At 64.4% G+C, this 16,226-nt stretch carries 13 protein-coding genes and 1 other RNA gene; 6 read left to right on the top strand and 8 right to left on the bottom strand.

Features of this window, described 5'->3' with window-relative positions; genetic code table 11:
* Positions 1-216: 216 nt before the first annotated feature.
* Together ACSQ84_RS25700 and ACSQ84_RS25705 are read left to right on the top strand one after the other, a co-directional pair.
* A complete protein-coding gene (locus ACSQ84_RS25700; RefSeq protein WP_436214520.1) occupies positions 217-1,419 on the top strand; it encodes an efflux RND transporter periplasmic adaptor subunit in 1,203 nt (400 codons plus the stop codon).
* A gap of 5 nt (positions 1,420-1,424) precedes the next feature.
* Positions 1,425-4,574, top strand: coding sequence for a multidrug efflux RND transporter permease subunit (locus tag ACSQ84_RS25705; RefSeq protein WP_436214521.1), 3,150 nt, complete (start codon positions 1,425-1,427; stop codon positions 4,572-4,574).
* A gap of 150 nt (positions 4,575-4,724) precedes the next feature.
* On the opposite strand, the gene ACSQ84_RS25710 is transcribed toward ACSQ84_RS25705, so the two are convergent.
* The 8 genes from ACSQ84_RS25710 to tkt form a co-directional block, all read right to left on the bottom strand.
* Positions 4,725-5,513, bottom strand: a complete 789-nt coding sequence (locus ACSQ84_RS25710) for an inositol monophosphatase family protein (protein ID WP_436214522.1) — start codon at positions 5,511-5,513, stop codon at positions 4,725-4,727.
* An 83-nt stretch (positions 5,514-5,596) separates the two neighbouring features.
* Positions 5,597-6,718, bottom strand: coding sequence for a tetratricopeptide repeat protein (locus ACSQ84_RS25715; protein WP_436214523.1), 1,122 nt, complete (start codon positions 6,716-6,718; stop codon positions 5,597-5,599).
* Positions 6,719-6,726: 8 nt separating this feature from the next.
* Positions 6,727-7,422: a thiamine phosphate synthase gene (locus ACSQ84_RS25720; RefSeq protein ID WP_436214524.1), complete on the bottom strand. Its 696-nt coding sequence runs from the start codon at positions 7,420-7,422 to the stop codon at positions 6,727-6,729.
* 2 nt (positions 7,423-7,424) lie between these two features.
* Entirely contained in the window at positions 7,425-8,450 is a 1,026-nt protein-coding gene (locus ACSQ84_RS25725; RefSeq protein ID WP_436214525.1) for a class I fructose-bisphosphate aldolase, read from the bottom strand.
* Between the two features lie 121 nt (positions 8,451-8,571).
* Positions 8,572-9,639, bottom strand: coding sequence for a class II fructose-bisphosphate aldolase (gene fba / locus ACSQ84_RS25730; protein ID WP_436214526.1), 1,068 nt, complete (start codon positions 9,637-9,639; stop codon positions 8,572-8,574).
* 59 nt (positions 9,640-9,698) lie between these two features.
* Positions 9,699-10,895: a phosphoglycerate kinase gene (locus ACSQ84_RS25735; RefSeq protein ID WP_436214527.1), complete on the bottom strand. Its 1,197-nt coding sequence runs from the start codon at positions 10,893-10,895 to the stop codon at positions 9,699-9,701.
* 153 nt (positions 10,896-11,048) lie between these two features.
* A complete protein-coding gene (gene gap, locus ACSQ84_RS25740; protein ID WP_436214528.1) occupies positions 11,049-12,056 on the bottom strand; it encodes a type I glyceraldehyde-3-phosphate dehydrogenase in 1,008 nt (335 codons plus the stop codon).
* 138 nt (positions 12,057-12,194) lie between these two features.
* Positions 12,195-14,180 (bottom strand): transketolase, encoded by a 1,986-nt coding sequence (gene tkt, locus ACSQ84_RS25745; RefSeq protein WP_436214529.1) that lies wholly within the window; start codon positions 14,178-14,180, stop codon positions 12,195-12,197.
* 419 nt (positions 14,181-14,599) lie between these two features.
* On the opposite strand from tkt, the gene ACSQ84_RS25750 reads away from it, so the two are divergent.
* The 4 genes from ACSQ84_RS25750 to ACSQ84_RS25765 all read left to right on the top strand — a co-directional run bounded on the left by ACSQ84_RS25750 (position 14,600) and on the right by ACSQ84_RS25765 (position 16,225).
* Positions 14,600-14,920, top strand: coding sequence for a DUF4164 domain-containing protein (locus tag ACSQ84_RS25750; RefSeq protein ID WP_436214530.1), 321 nt, complete (start codon positions 14,600-14,602; stop codon positions 14,918-14,920).
* Positions 14,917-15,300: a cell division protein ZapA gene (locus ACSQ84_RS25755; protein WP_436214531.1), complete on the top strand. Its 384-nt coding sequence runs from the start codon at positions 14,917-14,919 to the stop codon at positions 15,298-15,300. Before ACSQ84_RS25750 ends, ACSQ84_RS25755 begins: the two co-directional genes overlap by 4 nt.
* Positions 15,301-15,353: 53 nt before the next feature.
* Positions 15,354-15,513: non-coding RNA, 6S RNA (ssrS, locus tag ACSQ84_RS25760), on the top strand.
* A gap of 136 nt (positions 15,514-15,649) precedes the next feature.
* The gene (locus ACSQ84_RS25765) at positions 15,650-16,225 is read left to right on the top strand and encodes a 5-formyltetrahydrofolate cyclo-ligase (RefSeq protein WP_436214532.1); all 576 of its coding nucleotides are present in this window, start codon (positions 15,650-15,652) and stop codon (positions 16,223-16,225) included.
* Position 16,226: the final 1 nt, after the last annotated feature.

A 16,226-nucleotide genomic window follows, 5' to 3' on the forward strand; every position in this document is an offset into this window, starting at 1 on the left:
CGGCGCGCTGAAGCAAGGCTTTGTCACAATCCGGTGAGACGGAAAAATCGCCGTTTATTCAGGGCGATAGCGTCTGTGACATTGGGCCGCCGCGATCGTGCATTGCATCGCAGCAAAGTCGTTCTATCCTTCTCTCAACAAGAACGCGATGTCTTCGCGACATATCGCGCAAACCTCCGTTTGCGCGTTAACTCGACTAAAGGGGCGATATTTTCGATGTCTGGAATTCGTGCGCAATCATGCATCGCGCTGATGCTCCTTGCGATGGCTCCGTTGTTGGCTGGATGCAACGAGCCAACGTCTGCAACGGCCGCAGTGCAGCCTTCCGAACCAGATGTCAGTGTCGTCACCGTGAGGCCGCAGGCACGCGCGATCATCCGCGAACTGCCGGGACGAATTGCACCGACGCGCGTTTCTGAAGTGCGACCGCGGGTGTCCGGCATCGTGGTCGAGCGCCTGTTCCACCAGGGCAGCGAGGTCAAAGCCGGCGACGCCCTCTACCGGATCGATCCGCGGCCGTTCGAGGTCGAGGTGCTATCGACCGAAGCGGCGCTGGCGCGCGCCCAGGCCACGCACGATCAGGCCGCTTCGCACGCGCGCCGCATCGCGACGCTGGCCAGCCAGCGCGCAGCTCCCGAGGCCGAGAACGAAAAAGCCGCCTCGGCGGAGCGGCAGGCCGCCGCCGACGTCGAGGGCCGCAAGGCCGACGTCGCCCGCGCCAAGCTCAATCTCGACTATGCGACCATCCGCGCCCCGATCGACGGCGTCGTCGGCGCCGCGCTGGTGAGCGAAGGCGCGCTCGTCGTGCAAAACGAGACCACGAGCCTTGCGACCATCCAGCAGCTCGATCCGATCTATGCCGATTTCACCCAATCGGTGAACGAACTCAACCAACTGCGCCGGGCGGTGGAGAGCGGCGATCTCGACCGTATCGCGCCTGACGCCATGAAGGTCCGCCTGGTGCTGGACGATGGCTCGGTCTATCCGATTGCCGGCCGGTTGCTGTTCTCGGATGCCAAGGTCGACGCCCATACCGGGCAGGTGACGTTGCGCGGCGAGTTTCCCAATCCGAGGCGCGAATTGCTGCCGGGCATGTATGTCCGCGTGCTGATCGAGCAGGGCATCGATACCGACGCCATCGCGGTGCCGCAGCAGGCGATCCAGCGCAATGGCGGCGGCGGCAGCGAAGTGTTCGTGGTCAAGAACGACAACCTGGTCGCCGTCCAGCCGGTACGCACCGGCTCGCTGCAGGGCGGCCAATGGTTCGTCACCGAGGGCTTGAAGGCCGGTGACAGGGTCGTCGTCGAGGGCTTCCAGAAGTTTGCCGCCGGCGACAAGGTCCGGCCGCAGCTGATGACCGAAGCCGACGCATCCGCCGACTTCGCCGGGGCCAAGCCGACCGCGCAAGCGACACGGTAGATTCCATGCCGAGTTTCTTCATCGACAGGCCCATCTTCGCCTGGGTCGTCGCGCTTTTCATTTGCCTGATCGGCGCGATCTCGATTCCGCTGCTGGCGGTCGCGCAATATCCGATCATCGCGCCGCCCTCGATCTCGATCTCGACCAGCTATCCCGGCGCGTCGCCGGAAAACCTCTACAACAGCGTCACGCGGCTGATCGAGGAAGAGCTCAACGGCGCCAACGGTATCCTGAACTTCGAATCCACCAGCGACTCGCTGGGCCAGGTCGAGATCATCGCCAATTTCGTGCCGGGCACCGAAACCAGCACGGCGTCGGTGGAAGTGCAGAACCGCATCAAGCGAGTCGAGGCACGGCTGCCGCGCGCGGTGATCCAGCAAGGCATCCTGATCGAGGAAGCCTCCAGCGCCGTGCTGCAGATCATCACGCTGCGTTCGACCGACGGCAGCCTCGACGAAATCGGCCTTGGCGATTTCATGATCCGCAGCGTGCTCGGCGAAATCAGGCGCATTCCCGGCGTCGGCCGCGCCACGCTCTATTCCACCGAACGGTCTTTACGGATCTGGGTCGATCCCGCCAAGCTGGTTGGCTATGGCCTGACCGCCGACGACGTCAACAAGGCGATCACGGCGCAGAACGCGCAGGTCGCCTCGGGCAGCGTCGGCGCCGAGCCGAGCACGGCCGACCAGAAGATTTCGGCACTGGTGCTGGTCAAGGGGCAACTCACGACGCCGGATGAATTCGGCGCGATCATCCTGCGCGCCAATGCGGACGGATCGACGGTGCGGCTGCGCGACGTCGCCCGGATCGAGATCGGCGGGCTAAGTTATCAGTTCAACACGCGGCTGGATGGCAAGCCCACCGCCGGCCTCTCGGTGCTGCTGTCGCCGACCGGTAACGCGCTGGCGACCGCGAGCGCGGTCGAAGCCAAGATGAAGGAGCTGTCGCGCTTCTTCCCGGCCAACATCGCCTATGAAATTCCCTACAACATCACGCCTGTCGTGAAGGCCTCGATCGAGAAGGTGCTGTCGACGCTGGTCGAAGCCATCGTGCTGGTCTTCATCGTGATGTTCCTGTTCCTGCAGAACATCCGCTACACCATTATCCCGACCATCGTGGTGCCGGTGGCGCTGCTCGGCACCTGCGCGATACTGCTGGCGGCCGGCTACTCCATCAACATGCTGACGATGTTCGGCATGGTGCTGGCGGTCGGCATTCTCGTCGACGACGCCATCGTGGTGGTCGAAAACGTCGAGCGCATCATGGCCGAGGAAGGCTTGCCGCCGAAGGAAGCCACCCGCAAGGCGATGTCGCAGATCACCGGCGCCATCATCGGCATCACGCTGGTGCTGATCGCGGTGTTCGTGCCAATGGCGTTCTTTCCGGGATCGGTCGGCGTCATCTATCGGCAGTTCTCGGTGACCATGGTCGCCGCGATCGCGTTCTCCGCGCTGCTGGCGATGTCGCTGACGCCGGCGTTGTGCGCGACCTTGCTCAAGCCGGTCACGGCCGGCCACGGCCATGCGAAGAAGGGTGTGTTCGGCTGGTTCAACCGCGCGCTTGACGGCACCAAGGACGGTTATTCGCGCGTCGTCGGGCATTCCCTGAAGCGCACCGGCCGCCTGATGCTGATCTATGCGGCGCTGATCGTCGGGCTGAGCTGGGCCTTTATTCGCCTGCCCGGCGGCTTCCTGCCGGTCGATGACCAGGGTTTTATCACCACCGACGTGCAGACGCCGGCTGACTCGTCCTACGCCCGTACCGAGGCAGCGGTCGAGAAGGTCGAGCAATATCTGGCCAAGCGCGAAGGCGTCGAGAACGTCACGTTCCTCACCGGCTTCAGCTTCCTCGGCCAGGGCATCAACACCGCGCAGGCCTTCATCACGCTGAAGGATTGGTCGGAGCGTGGCCCGAAGGATTCGGCGGCCGCGATCGTCAACGACATCAACCGCGATTTGTCGTCGATCCGCGACGCCCGGATCTCCGCGCTGCAGCCGCCGCCGATCGACAATCTCGGCAACTCCTCGGGCTTCTCGTTCCGCCTGCAGGACCGCGGCCAGAAGGGTTATCCGGCGCTGGTCAGCGCGGCCGAACGCCTGATCGCCGAAGCCAATGCCAGCCGTGTGCTGCAAAAGGTCTATGTCGAAGGGCTGCCGTCGGGTCCGCAGGTCAATCTCATGATCGACCGCGAAAAGGCTGGCGCGTTCGGCGTCACCTTCGAGGACATCAACAACACCATCTCGACCAATCTCGGATCGAACTACATCAACGACTTCCCGAACCGGGGCCGGATGCAGCGCGTGATCGTGCAGGCCGACCGCGGCAACCGCATGAACGCCGACGACATCCTGAACTACAACGTCAAGAACAGCCGCGGCCAGCTGGTGCCGCTGTCTTCCTTCGCCTCCGTCGAATGGTCGCGGGGGCCGACGCAGATCGCCGGCTTCAACTACTATCCCGCGGTGCGCATCAGCGGCGAAGCAAAACCCGGCTTCACCTCGGGCGATGCCATCGCCGAGATGGAGCGGCTCGCCGGCAGGCTGCCGCGCGGCTTCGGTTATGAATGGACCGGGCAGTCGCTCCAAGAAAAGCTGTCGGGCTCACAGGCGCCGTTCCTGCTCGGGCTGTCGGCGCTGGTGGTGTTTCTGTGTCTGGCGGCGCTGTATGAGAGCTGGACCATTCCACTCGCGGTGCTGCTCACGGTGCCGCTCGGGATTTGCGGCGCGGTGCTGGCGGCGACCATGCGCGGCCTCCCCAACGACGTCTATTTCACCGTCGGCCTGATCACGATCATCGGGCTCGCGGCCAAGGATGCCATTCTCATCATCGAATTCGCCAAGGATCTGCGCGCGCAGGGCAAGCCCTTGATCGAGGCGACGATCGAAGCCTGCACCTTGCGTTTCCGCCCGATCCTGATGACTGGTCTCGCCTTCGTCTGCGGCGTGCTGCCGATGGTGATCGCGACCGGCGCCGGCGGCGCCAGCCAGCAGGCGCTCGGCACCAGCGTGATGGGCGGCATGATCGCGGTGGTGATCCTGGCGCTGTTGATGGTGCCGGTGTTCTTCGTCACCGTGCAAAGGTTCTTTGCCGGCGATCGGGAAGTCGTGGAGGAAGAGAAGCAGCCGCACGCGGCGCCGACGCCGCAGAAATCCTAGGACGCAATCGATCCTCGATCGTCATGGCCTGCGAAGGCGGCCATCCAGTCCTGCGCGGCAGTGAGATTGACGACTGACGCCTCGGCGTTCTGGATCATCCGCTTTGGCGGAGATGACGGTGAACTAGCCGGACGAATTTAGGGTCCTAATTCACAGCGGCTTGAGAATCTTCACCAGTTCTTTGTGCACGAATTCGTTGCCGCAGATCACGTGCCCGGTTTTCAGCGGATCGTCATCACCCTCGATGCCCGAGATCACGCCGCCGGCTTCGCGGATCATGATCTGGCCGGCTGCGATGTCCCAGGGCTGCAAATTGCGTTCCCAGTAGCCGTCGAGGCGGCCGGCGGCGATGAAGGCGAGATCGAGCGAGGCGGCGCCGAACCTTCGAAGGCCAGCGACCTTTTGCTGGATCGCGGTCAACTCCCGCCGCGACTGCTCATGATCGCCGCGCCCGATATGCGGCAGGCCGCAGCCGATCACGCATTCGTCGAGCTTGCGGCGGCCGGCGACGCGCAGCCGCTGGTCGTTGAGGAACGCGCCCTTGCCGCGCTCGGCGATGTAGAGCTCGTCATTGGCGGGATTGTAGATCACGCCGGCGATGATGACGCCGTCGCGCTGCAGGCCGATCGAGATCGCAAATTGCGGAATGCCGTGCAGGAAGTTGGTGGTTCCGTCCAGGGGATCGACGATCCAGGTGTGGCTCTTGTCGGCGCCTTCGCGGGTGCCGCCTTCCTCGCCGATGAAGCCGTAGCCCGGCCGCGACTTGGTCAGATCCGCATAGAGCAGTTCCTCGGCGCGCTGGTCGGCTTTGGTGACGAAATTGGCCGGCCCCTTCAGCGACACCTGCAGATGCTCGATCTCGCCGAGGTCGCGCTTGAGGCTGCGGCCGGCGTTGCGCGCGGCTTTTACCATGACGTTGATAAGGGCTGAGTGCAGCATGATGTGAGGCTTATGGGTTAGGAGGGAAAACGGCAATGCCGCCCAAGGATTGAGGGACTGGGTGCCCTGACGATGTGTCGCCGTCAAGGCGTCATTTTCTTGTCGTTACCGATCCATTTGCGGGCGGCCTCCTGGGCCTTGGCGCGGTCCTCGGGACTGAGGCCTGCCAGCGCGTCATCCAGCCCGGGATCGCCCTTGCCCGCGGTTTTGGCGACAATGTGCCATTTCAGGGCTTCGACCTTGTCCACCGGCACGCCCTGTCCACTGACCAGCACGCGGGCGAGGCGGTTCTGCGCGATCGGGCTGTTCTGCCGGGCGGCCTTGCGCAACAGCGCGACGCCGGCGGCTTCGTTCTTTGGCGTGCCGGTGCCGTTATAGAGCGCGATCGCGTATTCGACCTCGGCATCGACATTGTCGGCCAGCGACGCGGCCTGCAGCAAGCGCACCGCCTTGTCGATGTCCTTGGGCACGCCGGTGCCTTCCTTGTAGAAGGTCGCGAGCGCGTATTGCGCTTCCGGATTGCCGGCATCGGCCGCGATCCGCAGCAATTCGGCGGAACGTTTCACATCCTGCGGCAGGGTCTGCCCGTCGAGATACAGCAGCGCGAGGTTATACGCCGCCTTGGGGTTGCCGAGCTTGGCGGCGGAGGCCAGCAGCTTGACCGCCTGCTCGCGGTCGACCGGGCCGCCGCGTCCGGCAAGCTTCATCATTGCCAGCGCAAACATGCCCTCGCGGTCGCCGGCGTCGGCGGCGCGCTGGTACCATTCGGCGGCTTTCGCATAGTCGCGCTTGACGCCCAGCGCGCCGGAGTAGAGCTCGCCGATCATCGTCATCGCCTTGGCGTCGCCGGCGTATTGCGCCCGCGTCAGCGCAAGATCGAGCGCGGTCTTGTAGAGACCGCGCTGATAGGCGCCATAGACGAGATCGACATTGGGATCGTCAAATGAGGGTGTGGGTGAAGCCGTTGGCGTCGGCGTCGTGGCGGGTTTGGGCGAAGCGGCAGGCTTCCTGGCGACAGCAGGCGCCTTCGGTTTCGGGGCGTCTTTGGTCGTTTCTCGGGGGGCCGCTTTGGGCGCCTCTTTCTTCGCGGCCGGCTTGCTCGCCGGCGCCTGGGCGGCTGGCGGCGTCAGCGTGATCTGCGCCGACGCGCCGGCCGCCGCCATCAGGCAGCAGCCGAGGATCGATATCGGACGCAGCAGTCTCATGCCCGGCACTATCCCTGTCCGGTCGTCCGCTCAGTGGTGTTGGCTTTTCCAAACGCTGCGGCGTGCGCTTGCGTGATCGCCTGGGCGACATCGATCAGCGCCGCCTCAGGCCCGCGCGGATCGGCCCAGATGAAATCGCCGACCAGGACGAAATCCGCACCCGCGGCGGCAAATTCGCTGGCCTCCTCGCGCGAGGCCGCAAAGCCGACGCAGGGCGGTTCGAACAATTCATCCCACCATTGCAGGCGCTCGGCAATCGCTTCCGCCGACGGCCGCTCGCCGCTGGCGTCGGGCTCGCCGAACAGCACGTAGTCCGCACCGGCTTCGCCCGCGGCCATCGAATCGTGCCGGGTGGCGAGGCCGCCGACGCCGGCGATGCGATCGGGCTTCAGGGACGGGAAGGCGTCTTCGATGGCCGCGATCCCGGTCAGATGCGCGCCGTCGGCGCCGCCGCGCGCCACCAGCTCGACATGGCCATCCAGCAGCAGCGCCGCGCCGCCGTCCTGAACGACGGGCGCCAGCGCCTTGATGCGCGAGATCATGGTGCGCTGGTCGGTCTCGCGCAGCCGCAGCAGCACCGCGGCGACGTCGGCGGCGGCGAGCAGGCCGGCGAGGCTGGCCGCAAGCTGCGACGGATCGTCCACGACCGGTGTCGCGAGATAGAGGCGCGGCACCGGGCGCTGCGGAACGGGTTTAGTGGACAATGCTATGCCACCTTCTTTTCCAGGCCGGCTTCCCACTCGCCCTTGGTGGCGAGCGCATTCATCCGTGCCCGGTGCGTGAAGGCGCGCTGGCCGGCCGCGACATTCTCGGCCTTGCCCGACCACGCCTTTTGCGGCGCCGCCTGCAGCGCGCGACCGTAGGAGAAGGTTAGCTTCCAGGGCAGGCCGCCGATCCGGTTCATGGCATTGAGATGCGCGGTCGCATCCTCGTCGGATTGTCCGCCGGAGAGGAAGGCGATGCCGGGCACGGCGGCGGGAACGCACGCCTTCAGCAGCCGGATGGTCTTCTCCGCGACTTCCTCGACGGGCGACGGCCTTGGGCTTTTCTTGCCTGATATCGCCATGTTGGGTTTCAGGATCATGCCCTCCAGCGCGACGCGCTGGATCCGCAATTCCTGGAACGTCTGGCTCAGGACACGCTCGCTCACTTCGTAACAGCGGTCGATGTCATGATCGCCATCCATCAATACCTCCGGCTCGACGATCGGCACGATCTGCGCCTGCTGGCACAGCGCGGCGTAACGGGCCAGCGCATGCGCATTGACATGGATCGCGGTCATTGAGGGGATATTGTTTCCGATGTCGATCACCGCCCGCCATTTGGCGAACCGCGCGCCGCGCTCGTAATATTTCTTCAGGCGCTCGGCGAGCTTGTCGAGCCCGGCGGTGATCAATTCGCCGGGGCAGTTCGGCAAGCCCTGGGTTCCCTCATCGACCTTGATGCCGGGGATGGCGCCTGACTGCTCGATCAGCTTGACCAGCGGGGTGCCGTCCCTGGCATTCTGCCAGATGGTTTCGTCATAGAGGATGACGCCCGAGATGCATTTGCTCATCGCCTCCTGCGAGCGAAACAGCATTTCCCGGTAGTCGCGGCGCGTCTCCTCGGTCGATTCGACGCTGATGGCGTCGAAGCGCTTCTTGATCGTGCCTGAGGATTCGTCGGCGGCGAGTACGCCCTTGCCCGGCGTGACCATGGCGAGGGCGACCTTGTTGAGGTCAGCAAGATTCATTGATCCGTTCTCCAGACACCTGCCTTGCAAACCAAAATAGGCGGTTCTCGGGCAATTGCCTAGAAAACGTTCGTCGCGGCCGGCAGCTTCCGCGGCGCGATGGCGCAGGGTCAGGCAAACCTCACGCGACCCTGGGATCGAGCTCGCCCTTGCTGTAGCGCTTGGCCATTTCGGCCGTGGTCAGCACCTTCTTGATCTTGCTGGCCTGGCCCGCGGTGTTGAATTCCTGCAGCCGCTGCTTGCACAGCTTGGTCATCGCTTCCATCGCCGGCTTGAGATATTTGCGCGGATCGAACTCTTCCGGATTGTCCTTCAGAACCTTGCGGATCTGCCCGGTCATCGCCATGCGGTTGTCGGTGTCGATGTTGATCTTGCGGACGCCGTGCTTGATGCCGCGCTGGATCTCGGAAACCGGCACGCCCCAGGTCGGCTTCATCTTGCCGCCATTGGCGTTGATGATTTCCTGCAGGTCCTGCGGCACCGAGGACGAACCATGCATCACCAGATGCGTGTTCGGCAGCTTGCGGTGGATCTCCTCGATCACTTTCATGGCGAGGATGTCGCCATCGGGCTTGCGGGTGAACTTGTAGGCGCCATGCGAGGTGCCCATCGCGATCGCCAGCGCGTCGACCTTGGTCTCCTGGACGAATTTTACGGCCTCGTCGGGGTTGGTCAGCAGCTGGTCGTGCGACAGCTTGCCCTCGGCGCCGTGGCCGTCTTCCTTGTCACCCATGCCGGTTTCGAGCGAGCCGAGCACGCCGAGTTCGCCTTCCACCGAGATGCCGCCGAGATGGGCCATGTCGGTGACGGTCTTGGTGACGCCGACATTGTAAGTCCAGTCGGCCGGGCTCTTGCCGTCGGCCTTCAGCGAGCCGTCCATCATGACGGAGGTAAAGCCGGCCTGGATCGCCGTCATGCAGGTGTCGGGACCATTGCCGTGATCGAGGTGCACGCAGACCGGGATCTGCGGATAGATTTCGGTGACGGCGTCCATCATGTGCTTGAGCATGATGTCGTTGGCGTAGGAACGCGCGCCGCGCGAGGCCTGGATGATGACGGGCGCATCGAGGCTGGAGGCGGCCTCCATGATCGCCAGCGCCTGCTCCATATTGTTGATGTTGAAGGCCGGCACGCCGTAATCATGCTCCGCCGCGTGGTCGAGCAACTGGCGCAACGTAATCCGAGCCATCCGAATTCTCCCTGTCTTTACAGCGCCCTAAGCGCTCGATCTGCTCTCGATTTGACGTACTAGCGAACTTTTAGAACCTCGACACCGGGCAGAGGTTTTCCCTCCATCCATTCAAGAAACGCGCCGCCCGCGGTCGATACATAGGAAAAATCGCCGGCCACGCCGGCCTGGTTCAGGGCCGCGACGGTGTCGCCGCCGCCGGCGACCGAGATCAGCTTTTTGGCTTTGGTGCGCTCGGCGGCGTGCCTGGCCGATACCATGGTGCCGCGGTCGAATGGCGTCATTTCGAAGGCGCCGAGCGGGCCATTCCAGACCAGCGTTGCAGCGTCGTCGATCGCGGCATGGATCCGCGCGATCGATTGCGGGCCGACGTCGAGGATCATGCCGTCGGCCGGAATGGCGTCGAGGCCATAGGCATGCGAGGGCGAATTGGCCGCGAAATGATAGGCGACAACGGCGTCCACGGGCAGGATGATGGCGCAATTGGCGGCCGTGGCCTTTTCCGTAATCCGCAGCACGGTGGCCGCCAGATCCTTCTCCGCCAGCGACTTGCCGATCCCGACGCCGAGCGCATGCAGGAACGTGTTGGCCATGCCGCCGCCGATCACCAGCGCATCGACCTTGCTGACGAGATTTTCCAGAAGATCGATCTTGGTCGAAACCTTGGCCCCGCCGATGATCGCGATCACCGGCTTGGTCGGCGCCTCCAGCGCCTTGCCGAGCGCGTCGAGTTCGGCCTGCATGGTGCGGCCGGCATAGGCCGGCAGCCTGTGGCCGAGGCCTTCGGTCGAGGCGTGGGCGCGGTGCGCGGCCGAGAACGCGTCGTTGACCCAGATGTCGCCAAGTTTTGCCAACTCGCCGACAAACGCCGGATCGTTCTTTTCTTCCTCTTTGTGGAAGCGCGTGTTTTCCAGGCAGAGGATGTCGCCATCCTTCATCGCGGCGACCGCGCTCGCAGCGGCTTCGCCAATGCAGTCATCGGCAAAACCAACCGGCTTCTTGATGACCTGCGACAGTGCGGCCGCAACCGGCTTCAGCGATTCCTTGGCGTCGCGTCCCTTCGGCCTGCCGAAATGCGCCAGCAGCACGACCTTGCCGCCCTTGCTGGAGATCTCGATGATCGTAGGGGCGACGCGCTCCAGGCGGGTGGCGTCGGTGACGCGGCCGTTTTCCATGGGCACGTTGAGGTCGACGCGCAGCAGCACGCCTTTGCCCTTCACGTCGACGTCATCGAGGGTGCGGAATGATTTTGTCATGGGGACCGTCTCTTGTCCCGGGCGCACTGCGGCGCGAAGTGCCGCTGTGCAGAACCGGGACTCATGGTGGGCTGATCGCGGTACAAGTGGGTCCCGGCTCTGCGGAGCAGCGTGAAGACACGCCGCACCGCGTCCGGGACACGAGACTTAAGCTTACAGCAGCTTGCCCATCGCCACGGCGGTGTCGCCCATGCGATTGGAAAAACCCCATTCATTGTCGTACCAGGCCATCACCCGCACCAGCGTGCCGTTCTGCACCTTGGTCTGGTCCATGTGGAACGTGGCCGAGTGGGGGTCGTGGTTGAAGTCGATTGAGACGTTGGGCGCGGTGGTATAGCCGAGGATACCCTTGAGCTGCTGCTCGGAGGCGCGCTTCATCGCCTCGTTGATCTCCTTGGCGTCGGTGGCACGCTTGGCGACGATCTTGAGGTCGATCACCGAGACGTTCGGCGTCGGCACGCGGATCGAGACGCCGTCGAGCTTGCCCTTCAGTTCCGGCAGCACCAGGCCGATCGCCTTGGCCGCACCGGTGGAGGTCGGGATCATCGACATCGCTGCCGCGCGGCCGCGATAGAGATCCTTGTGCATGGTATCCAGCGTCGGCTGGTCGCCGGTATAGGCATGGATCGTGGTCATGAAGCCGGTCTCGATGCCCACGGTCTCGTTCAGCACCTTGACGACCGGAGCCAGGCAATTGGTGGTGCAGGAGCCGTTGGAAACGACCAGATGATCCCTGGTCAGCACGTCATGATTGACGCCATAGACGATCGTCGCGTCGGCATTGTCCGCGGGCGCCGAGACCAGCACGCGCTTGGCGCCGGCGGTCAGATGGGCTGACGCCTTGTCCTTGGCGGTGAAGATGCCGGTGCACTCCATCGCGATGTCGACGCCGAGTTCCTTCCACGGCAGTTTGGACGGATCGCGCTCGGCGGAAACCTTGATCTTGCCATTGCCGAGGCTGATCGAATCGCCGTCGACGGTCACGGTGCCGGGGAAGCGGCCATGCACGGAATCGAAACGCAGCAGATGGGCGTTGGTCTCGACCGGGCCGAGATCGTTGATCCCGACGACTTCGATATCCTTGCGGCCGGATTCCGCAATCGCCCGCAAGATATTGCGGCCGATACGGCCAAATCCGTTGATCGCGACCCGGATTGCCATGCTCGTTTCTCCTTTAATAGCTGGCGCGACCCCCGCGGAATGGTTCCACGGCGGTGCTTACGGCGGATCGCCCGGTTCGGCCGGGCGAGAACGGTCAAGATAGGAGTTACCTAGTCCTTTTTCGGGGCAACCTCAACATCAGCCCAAGCGTTTCAGGGCCGCGTTAACCGCAGCCTCGGCGGTAATGCCGAAGTGCTTGAAAAGGTCCTTGGCGGGCGCGCTGGCACCGAAACCGTGCATGCCTATGAATTCACCATCCTGGCCGATCACGGCGTCCCAGCCCCAGCGCACCGCGGCCTCGATCGCGACCTTGACCGGAGCATTGCCGATCACAGCCTTCTGGCGGTCCGCCGGTTGCGCCAGCAGCAATTCGAGCGAGGGCACCGACACCACCCGTGACGGGATGCCGCGTTCCGCCAGCTGCTTCTGGGCGGCGACCGCGATCTCGACCTCGGAGCCGGAGGCGAACAATGACACTTTTGCGTCACCCTGGGCGGCGACCAGTTCATAGGCGCCGTGGCTGCACGGATTGTCTGATGGCGCCGAGGTGCGCAATTGCGGCAGGTTCTGGCGGGTCAGCGCCAGCACCGTCGGGCCGTCGATGCGGTTGAGCGCCAGCTCCCAGCATTCAGCGACCTCGACGGCGTCGCAGGGCCGGAACACGCGCATGTTGGGAATGGCGCGCAGCGCCGCCAAATGCTCGACCGGCTGATGCGTCGGTCCGTCTTCGCCAAGCCCGATCGAATCATGGGTCATGACATAGACGACGCCCGCGCCCATCAGCGCGGCAAGCCGCATCGCCGGCCGCGCGTAATCGGTGAACACCAGGAAGGTCGCGCCATTGGGCGCAAAGCCGCCATGCAGGAAGATGCCGTTCATGGCCGCCGCCATGCCGTGCTCGCGGATGCCGTAATGGATGAAGCGGCCCTTCGGCATCTTGGCGGAAAACGCCACAGCCGATTTCGCTTTGTTGTTGTTGGAGCCGGTCAGATCGGCCGAGCCGGCGAGGAATTCCATCGGCATCGCGGCTGCAATCGCCTCGATCGCCGATTCCGAGGATTTCCTTGTCGCGACATTCTGTGGCGTCTCGAGCAACTTCTTCTTGTGATCGCGCAGCGCCTTGGCGAGCGAGGCCGGGCGTTCATGGCGCAGCCGGCGCTCGAATTCGGCGCGCTTGCGCGGACCCAGTTCACCGAAGACGCCTTCCCATTCCTGGCGCGCGGCAGCGCCGCGGCTGCCGGCGGCGCGCCACGCCTTCAGGACATCGTCAGGCACCGAGAACGGCTCCAGCGAAATGCCGAGTTTTTCCTTGGCGCCCTTCAGTTCTTCAGCGCCGAGCGCCTCGCCATGGGCTTTGGCGGTGCCGGCGCGGGTCGGCGCGCCGAAGCCGATGGTGGTCTTGCAGGCGATCAGCGACGGCTTGTTGGATTTCTGCGCGCGGGTGATGGCGGCCGCGATCGCCTTCGGGTCATGGCCGTCGATCAATTCGGCGGCCCAGCCGGCCGACTTGAAGCGCTTCACCTGGTCGACGGAATCGGCGAGCGAGGTCGGGCCGTCGATCGAAATCCCGTTGCTGTCATACAGCACGATCAGCTTGTTGAGCTTCCAGTGCCCGGCCATCGCGATCGCTTCCTGCGACACGCCCTCCATCAGGTCGCCGTCGGAAGCGAGCACATAGGTGTGATGGCCGACTACCTTCTTGCCGAACTCGGCGCTAAGCATCTTCTCCGCCAGCGCCATGCCGATGGAAGTTGCAATGCCCTGTCCGAGCGGACCGGTCGTGGTTTCGATGCCCTTGGTGTGGAAGTTCTCGGGGTGACCCGGCGTCAGCGATCCCAAGGACCGGAAATTCCTGATCTGGTCGAGCGTCATGTCCTTGTTGCCGGTCAGGTACAGCAGCGCGTACAGCAGCATCGAGCCGTGCCCGGCCGACAGCACAAAACGGTCGCGGTCCGGCCAGTTCGGCTCGGCGGCGTCGAATTTCAGGAACTGGGTGAACAGCACGGTCGCGATGTCGGCGGCGCCCATCGGCAGCCCGGGATGGCCGGATTTCGCCTTCTCGACGGCATCCATGGCAAGGCCACGGATCGCATTGGCCATACGGGAGTGATCGACCTGCGTCATGATGGGAATCCGCCTGAAATGAGATGCTTGGTTGCGGGGGGTACCGGGCGCGGGGCCGCAATACTACGGGGGGTGGTAAGGGAGTCAGGGGGTGATTAGCACCTCAATTCCCCGAGTCCAAGGCAAGGAAACACCGTTCCGGTGCGAAAGGTCGCTTAATGCCTGACCCCGACCCGCAGGGCCGCGTAGCGCAAAGTGGGTACCGTTTTTCCCTCGACAAAGGCGAAGCGTTAGCTCGGGGGGCATGCTCCAGGAAGACCGGTCGGTCGGGATGACCGGTCATCCCGATCTAGCGGTGCATAGTTTCGCGCCGGCGTTGCACTGTCCTCGCTTGCCACGTAAATTTAGCGGCCTAACCGCTTGCCGAACCGCAGATTTTGCTGAGCGGCAGGCTTAACCGAAGGTGCGCGCTGTCTCTCATGAGCGATCGTCCCGCCAACGGGGCCGGCAACCCCGAGTTCGCCTTTGCCGACGTCGACGCCGCAACCCGGCGGCTGATGGCGGCGCTGGACGCGCTGGAAGCCGCGGCCGAGCGGCGCCGCGATGCCGACCGCGACGAGAACGAACTGGCGAGCCGGATCCAGGCACTCGGCGCCGACCGGTCGCGGCTCGCCGACGAACTCGACGGCTCGCTGGTGAAGACGCGGCGGCTGGAGCGCACCAACCGCGAGATATCGGAAAAACTCGACGCCGCGATCGGCACCATCCGCGCCGTGCTCACTGCCGGAGAAGGTTCATGAGCCACATCAACGTCACCATCAACGGCCGGCAGTACCGCATGGCCTGCGAGGAAGGCCAGGAGGTGCGGCTGCTCAAGCTCGCCGAGAACCTGGAAGCGCGCGTCGAATCGCTGCGCGGCAAGTTCGGCGAGATCGGCGATGCACGGCTCACCGTGATGGCGGCACTGACGGTGTGCGACGAATTGCTCGACGCCAACCACCGCATCCGTGCGCTCGAGGAAGAACTCGACGCCCTGCGTAACGTTCGCGTCGCGGCCACCGATCGCGCCCGGGCGACGCAGACCGCGGTCGCCAACGCGCTCAATGCCGCGGCCGACCGCATCGAAAAGACCACGCAAATGCTGAACCGCACCATCGGCGGCGGCGTCGCGATCGGTTGACCATCGTAAGGTTAGTGCTGGCGGATTGGACCTTTAGCCCCTACATTGGGTGGGCGAAGCTGCGTCGCGCGTCAGGAGCCATATATCCCCGGGGCCTTATCGATCCTTCAGGGAACTGTCCCTGACCGGGTCCGTGGATCCGGTCATATGGTGCCCACCTACTTTCGTAGGTGCTCCGGGATCGAGTGCTTCAACGGCCTCTGCGGCTTCGCACTTTTGTTCTGTAGATTTCTTGTTTCTGTTGATTCTGAGTCGAGCCAAAACATCACGGCTCCACAATCCGGATACAAACGGCCCTGCAACTGGATCGCTCACCTTCGTGGGCGATGACGGCGGAACAGAACGCTGCATGTCGGGAAGTGCATCAAAGGCAGAGCTTCGCGCCAGTGCGCTGGCAAAGCGCGATGCATTGAGCGAGGAGCAGCGCGCGGCGGCCGCACAAGCTCTCGCCAGGCGCAAGCTGCCGTTCGAGGTCATGCCCGGCATGGTTGTGTCAGGCTATTCGCCGATCCGCAGCGAGATCGACCCGGCGCCGTTGATGCGCGCGCTCGCGGAAGCGGGCGCCAGGCTGGCGCTGCCGGCGGTGATGGCGCGCGGCAAGTCGCTGGCGTTCCGCGCCTGGTTTCCGAACGATCGGCTGATGCTCGGCCCGCTCGGCATCCTCGAGCCGTCGCCGGCGGCCGCTGAACTCATTCCCGACATCATGCTGGTGCCGCTGGCGGCATTCGACCCCGAGGGGCACCGGATCGGCTATGGCGCCGGACATTACGATTTCACGCTGGAGCATTTGCGCAAGACGAAAGCCATTACCGCCGTCGGCACTGCGTTTGCCGTGCAGCAAATAAAGGCGGTTCCGGCCCAGCCGCACGACGTGGCGCTGGATTATGTGCTAACGGAAAAGAAAGTGTTCGATTTCCGGAGCTGAA

Origin of the sequence: Bradyrhizobium sp. LjRoot220 (genome assembly GCF_964252915.1) — a bacterium.
Lineage (GTDB): Bacteria > Pseudomonadota > Alphaproteobacteria > Rhizobiales > Xanthobacteraceae > Bradyrhizobium.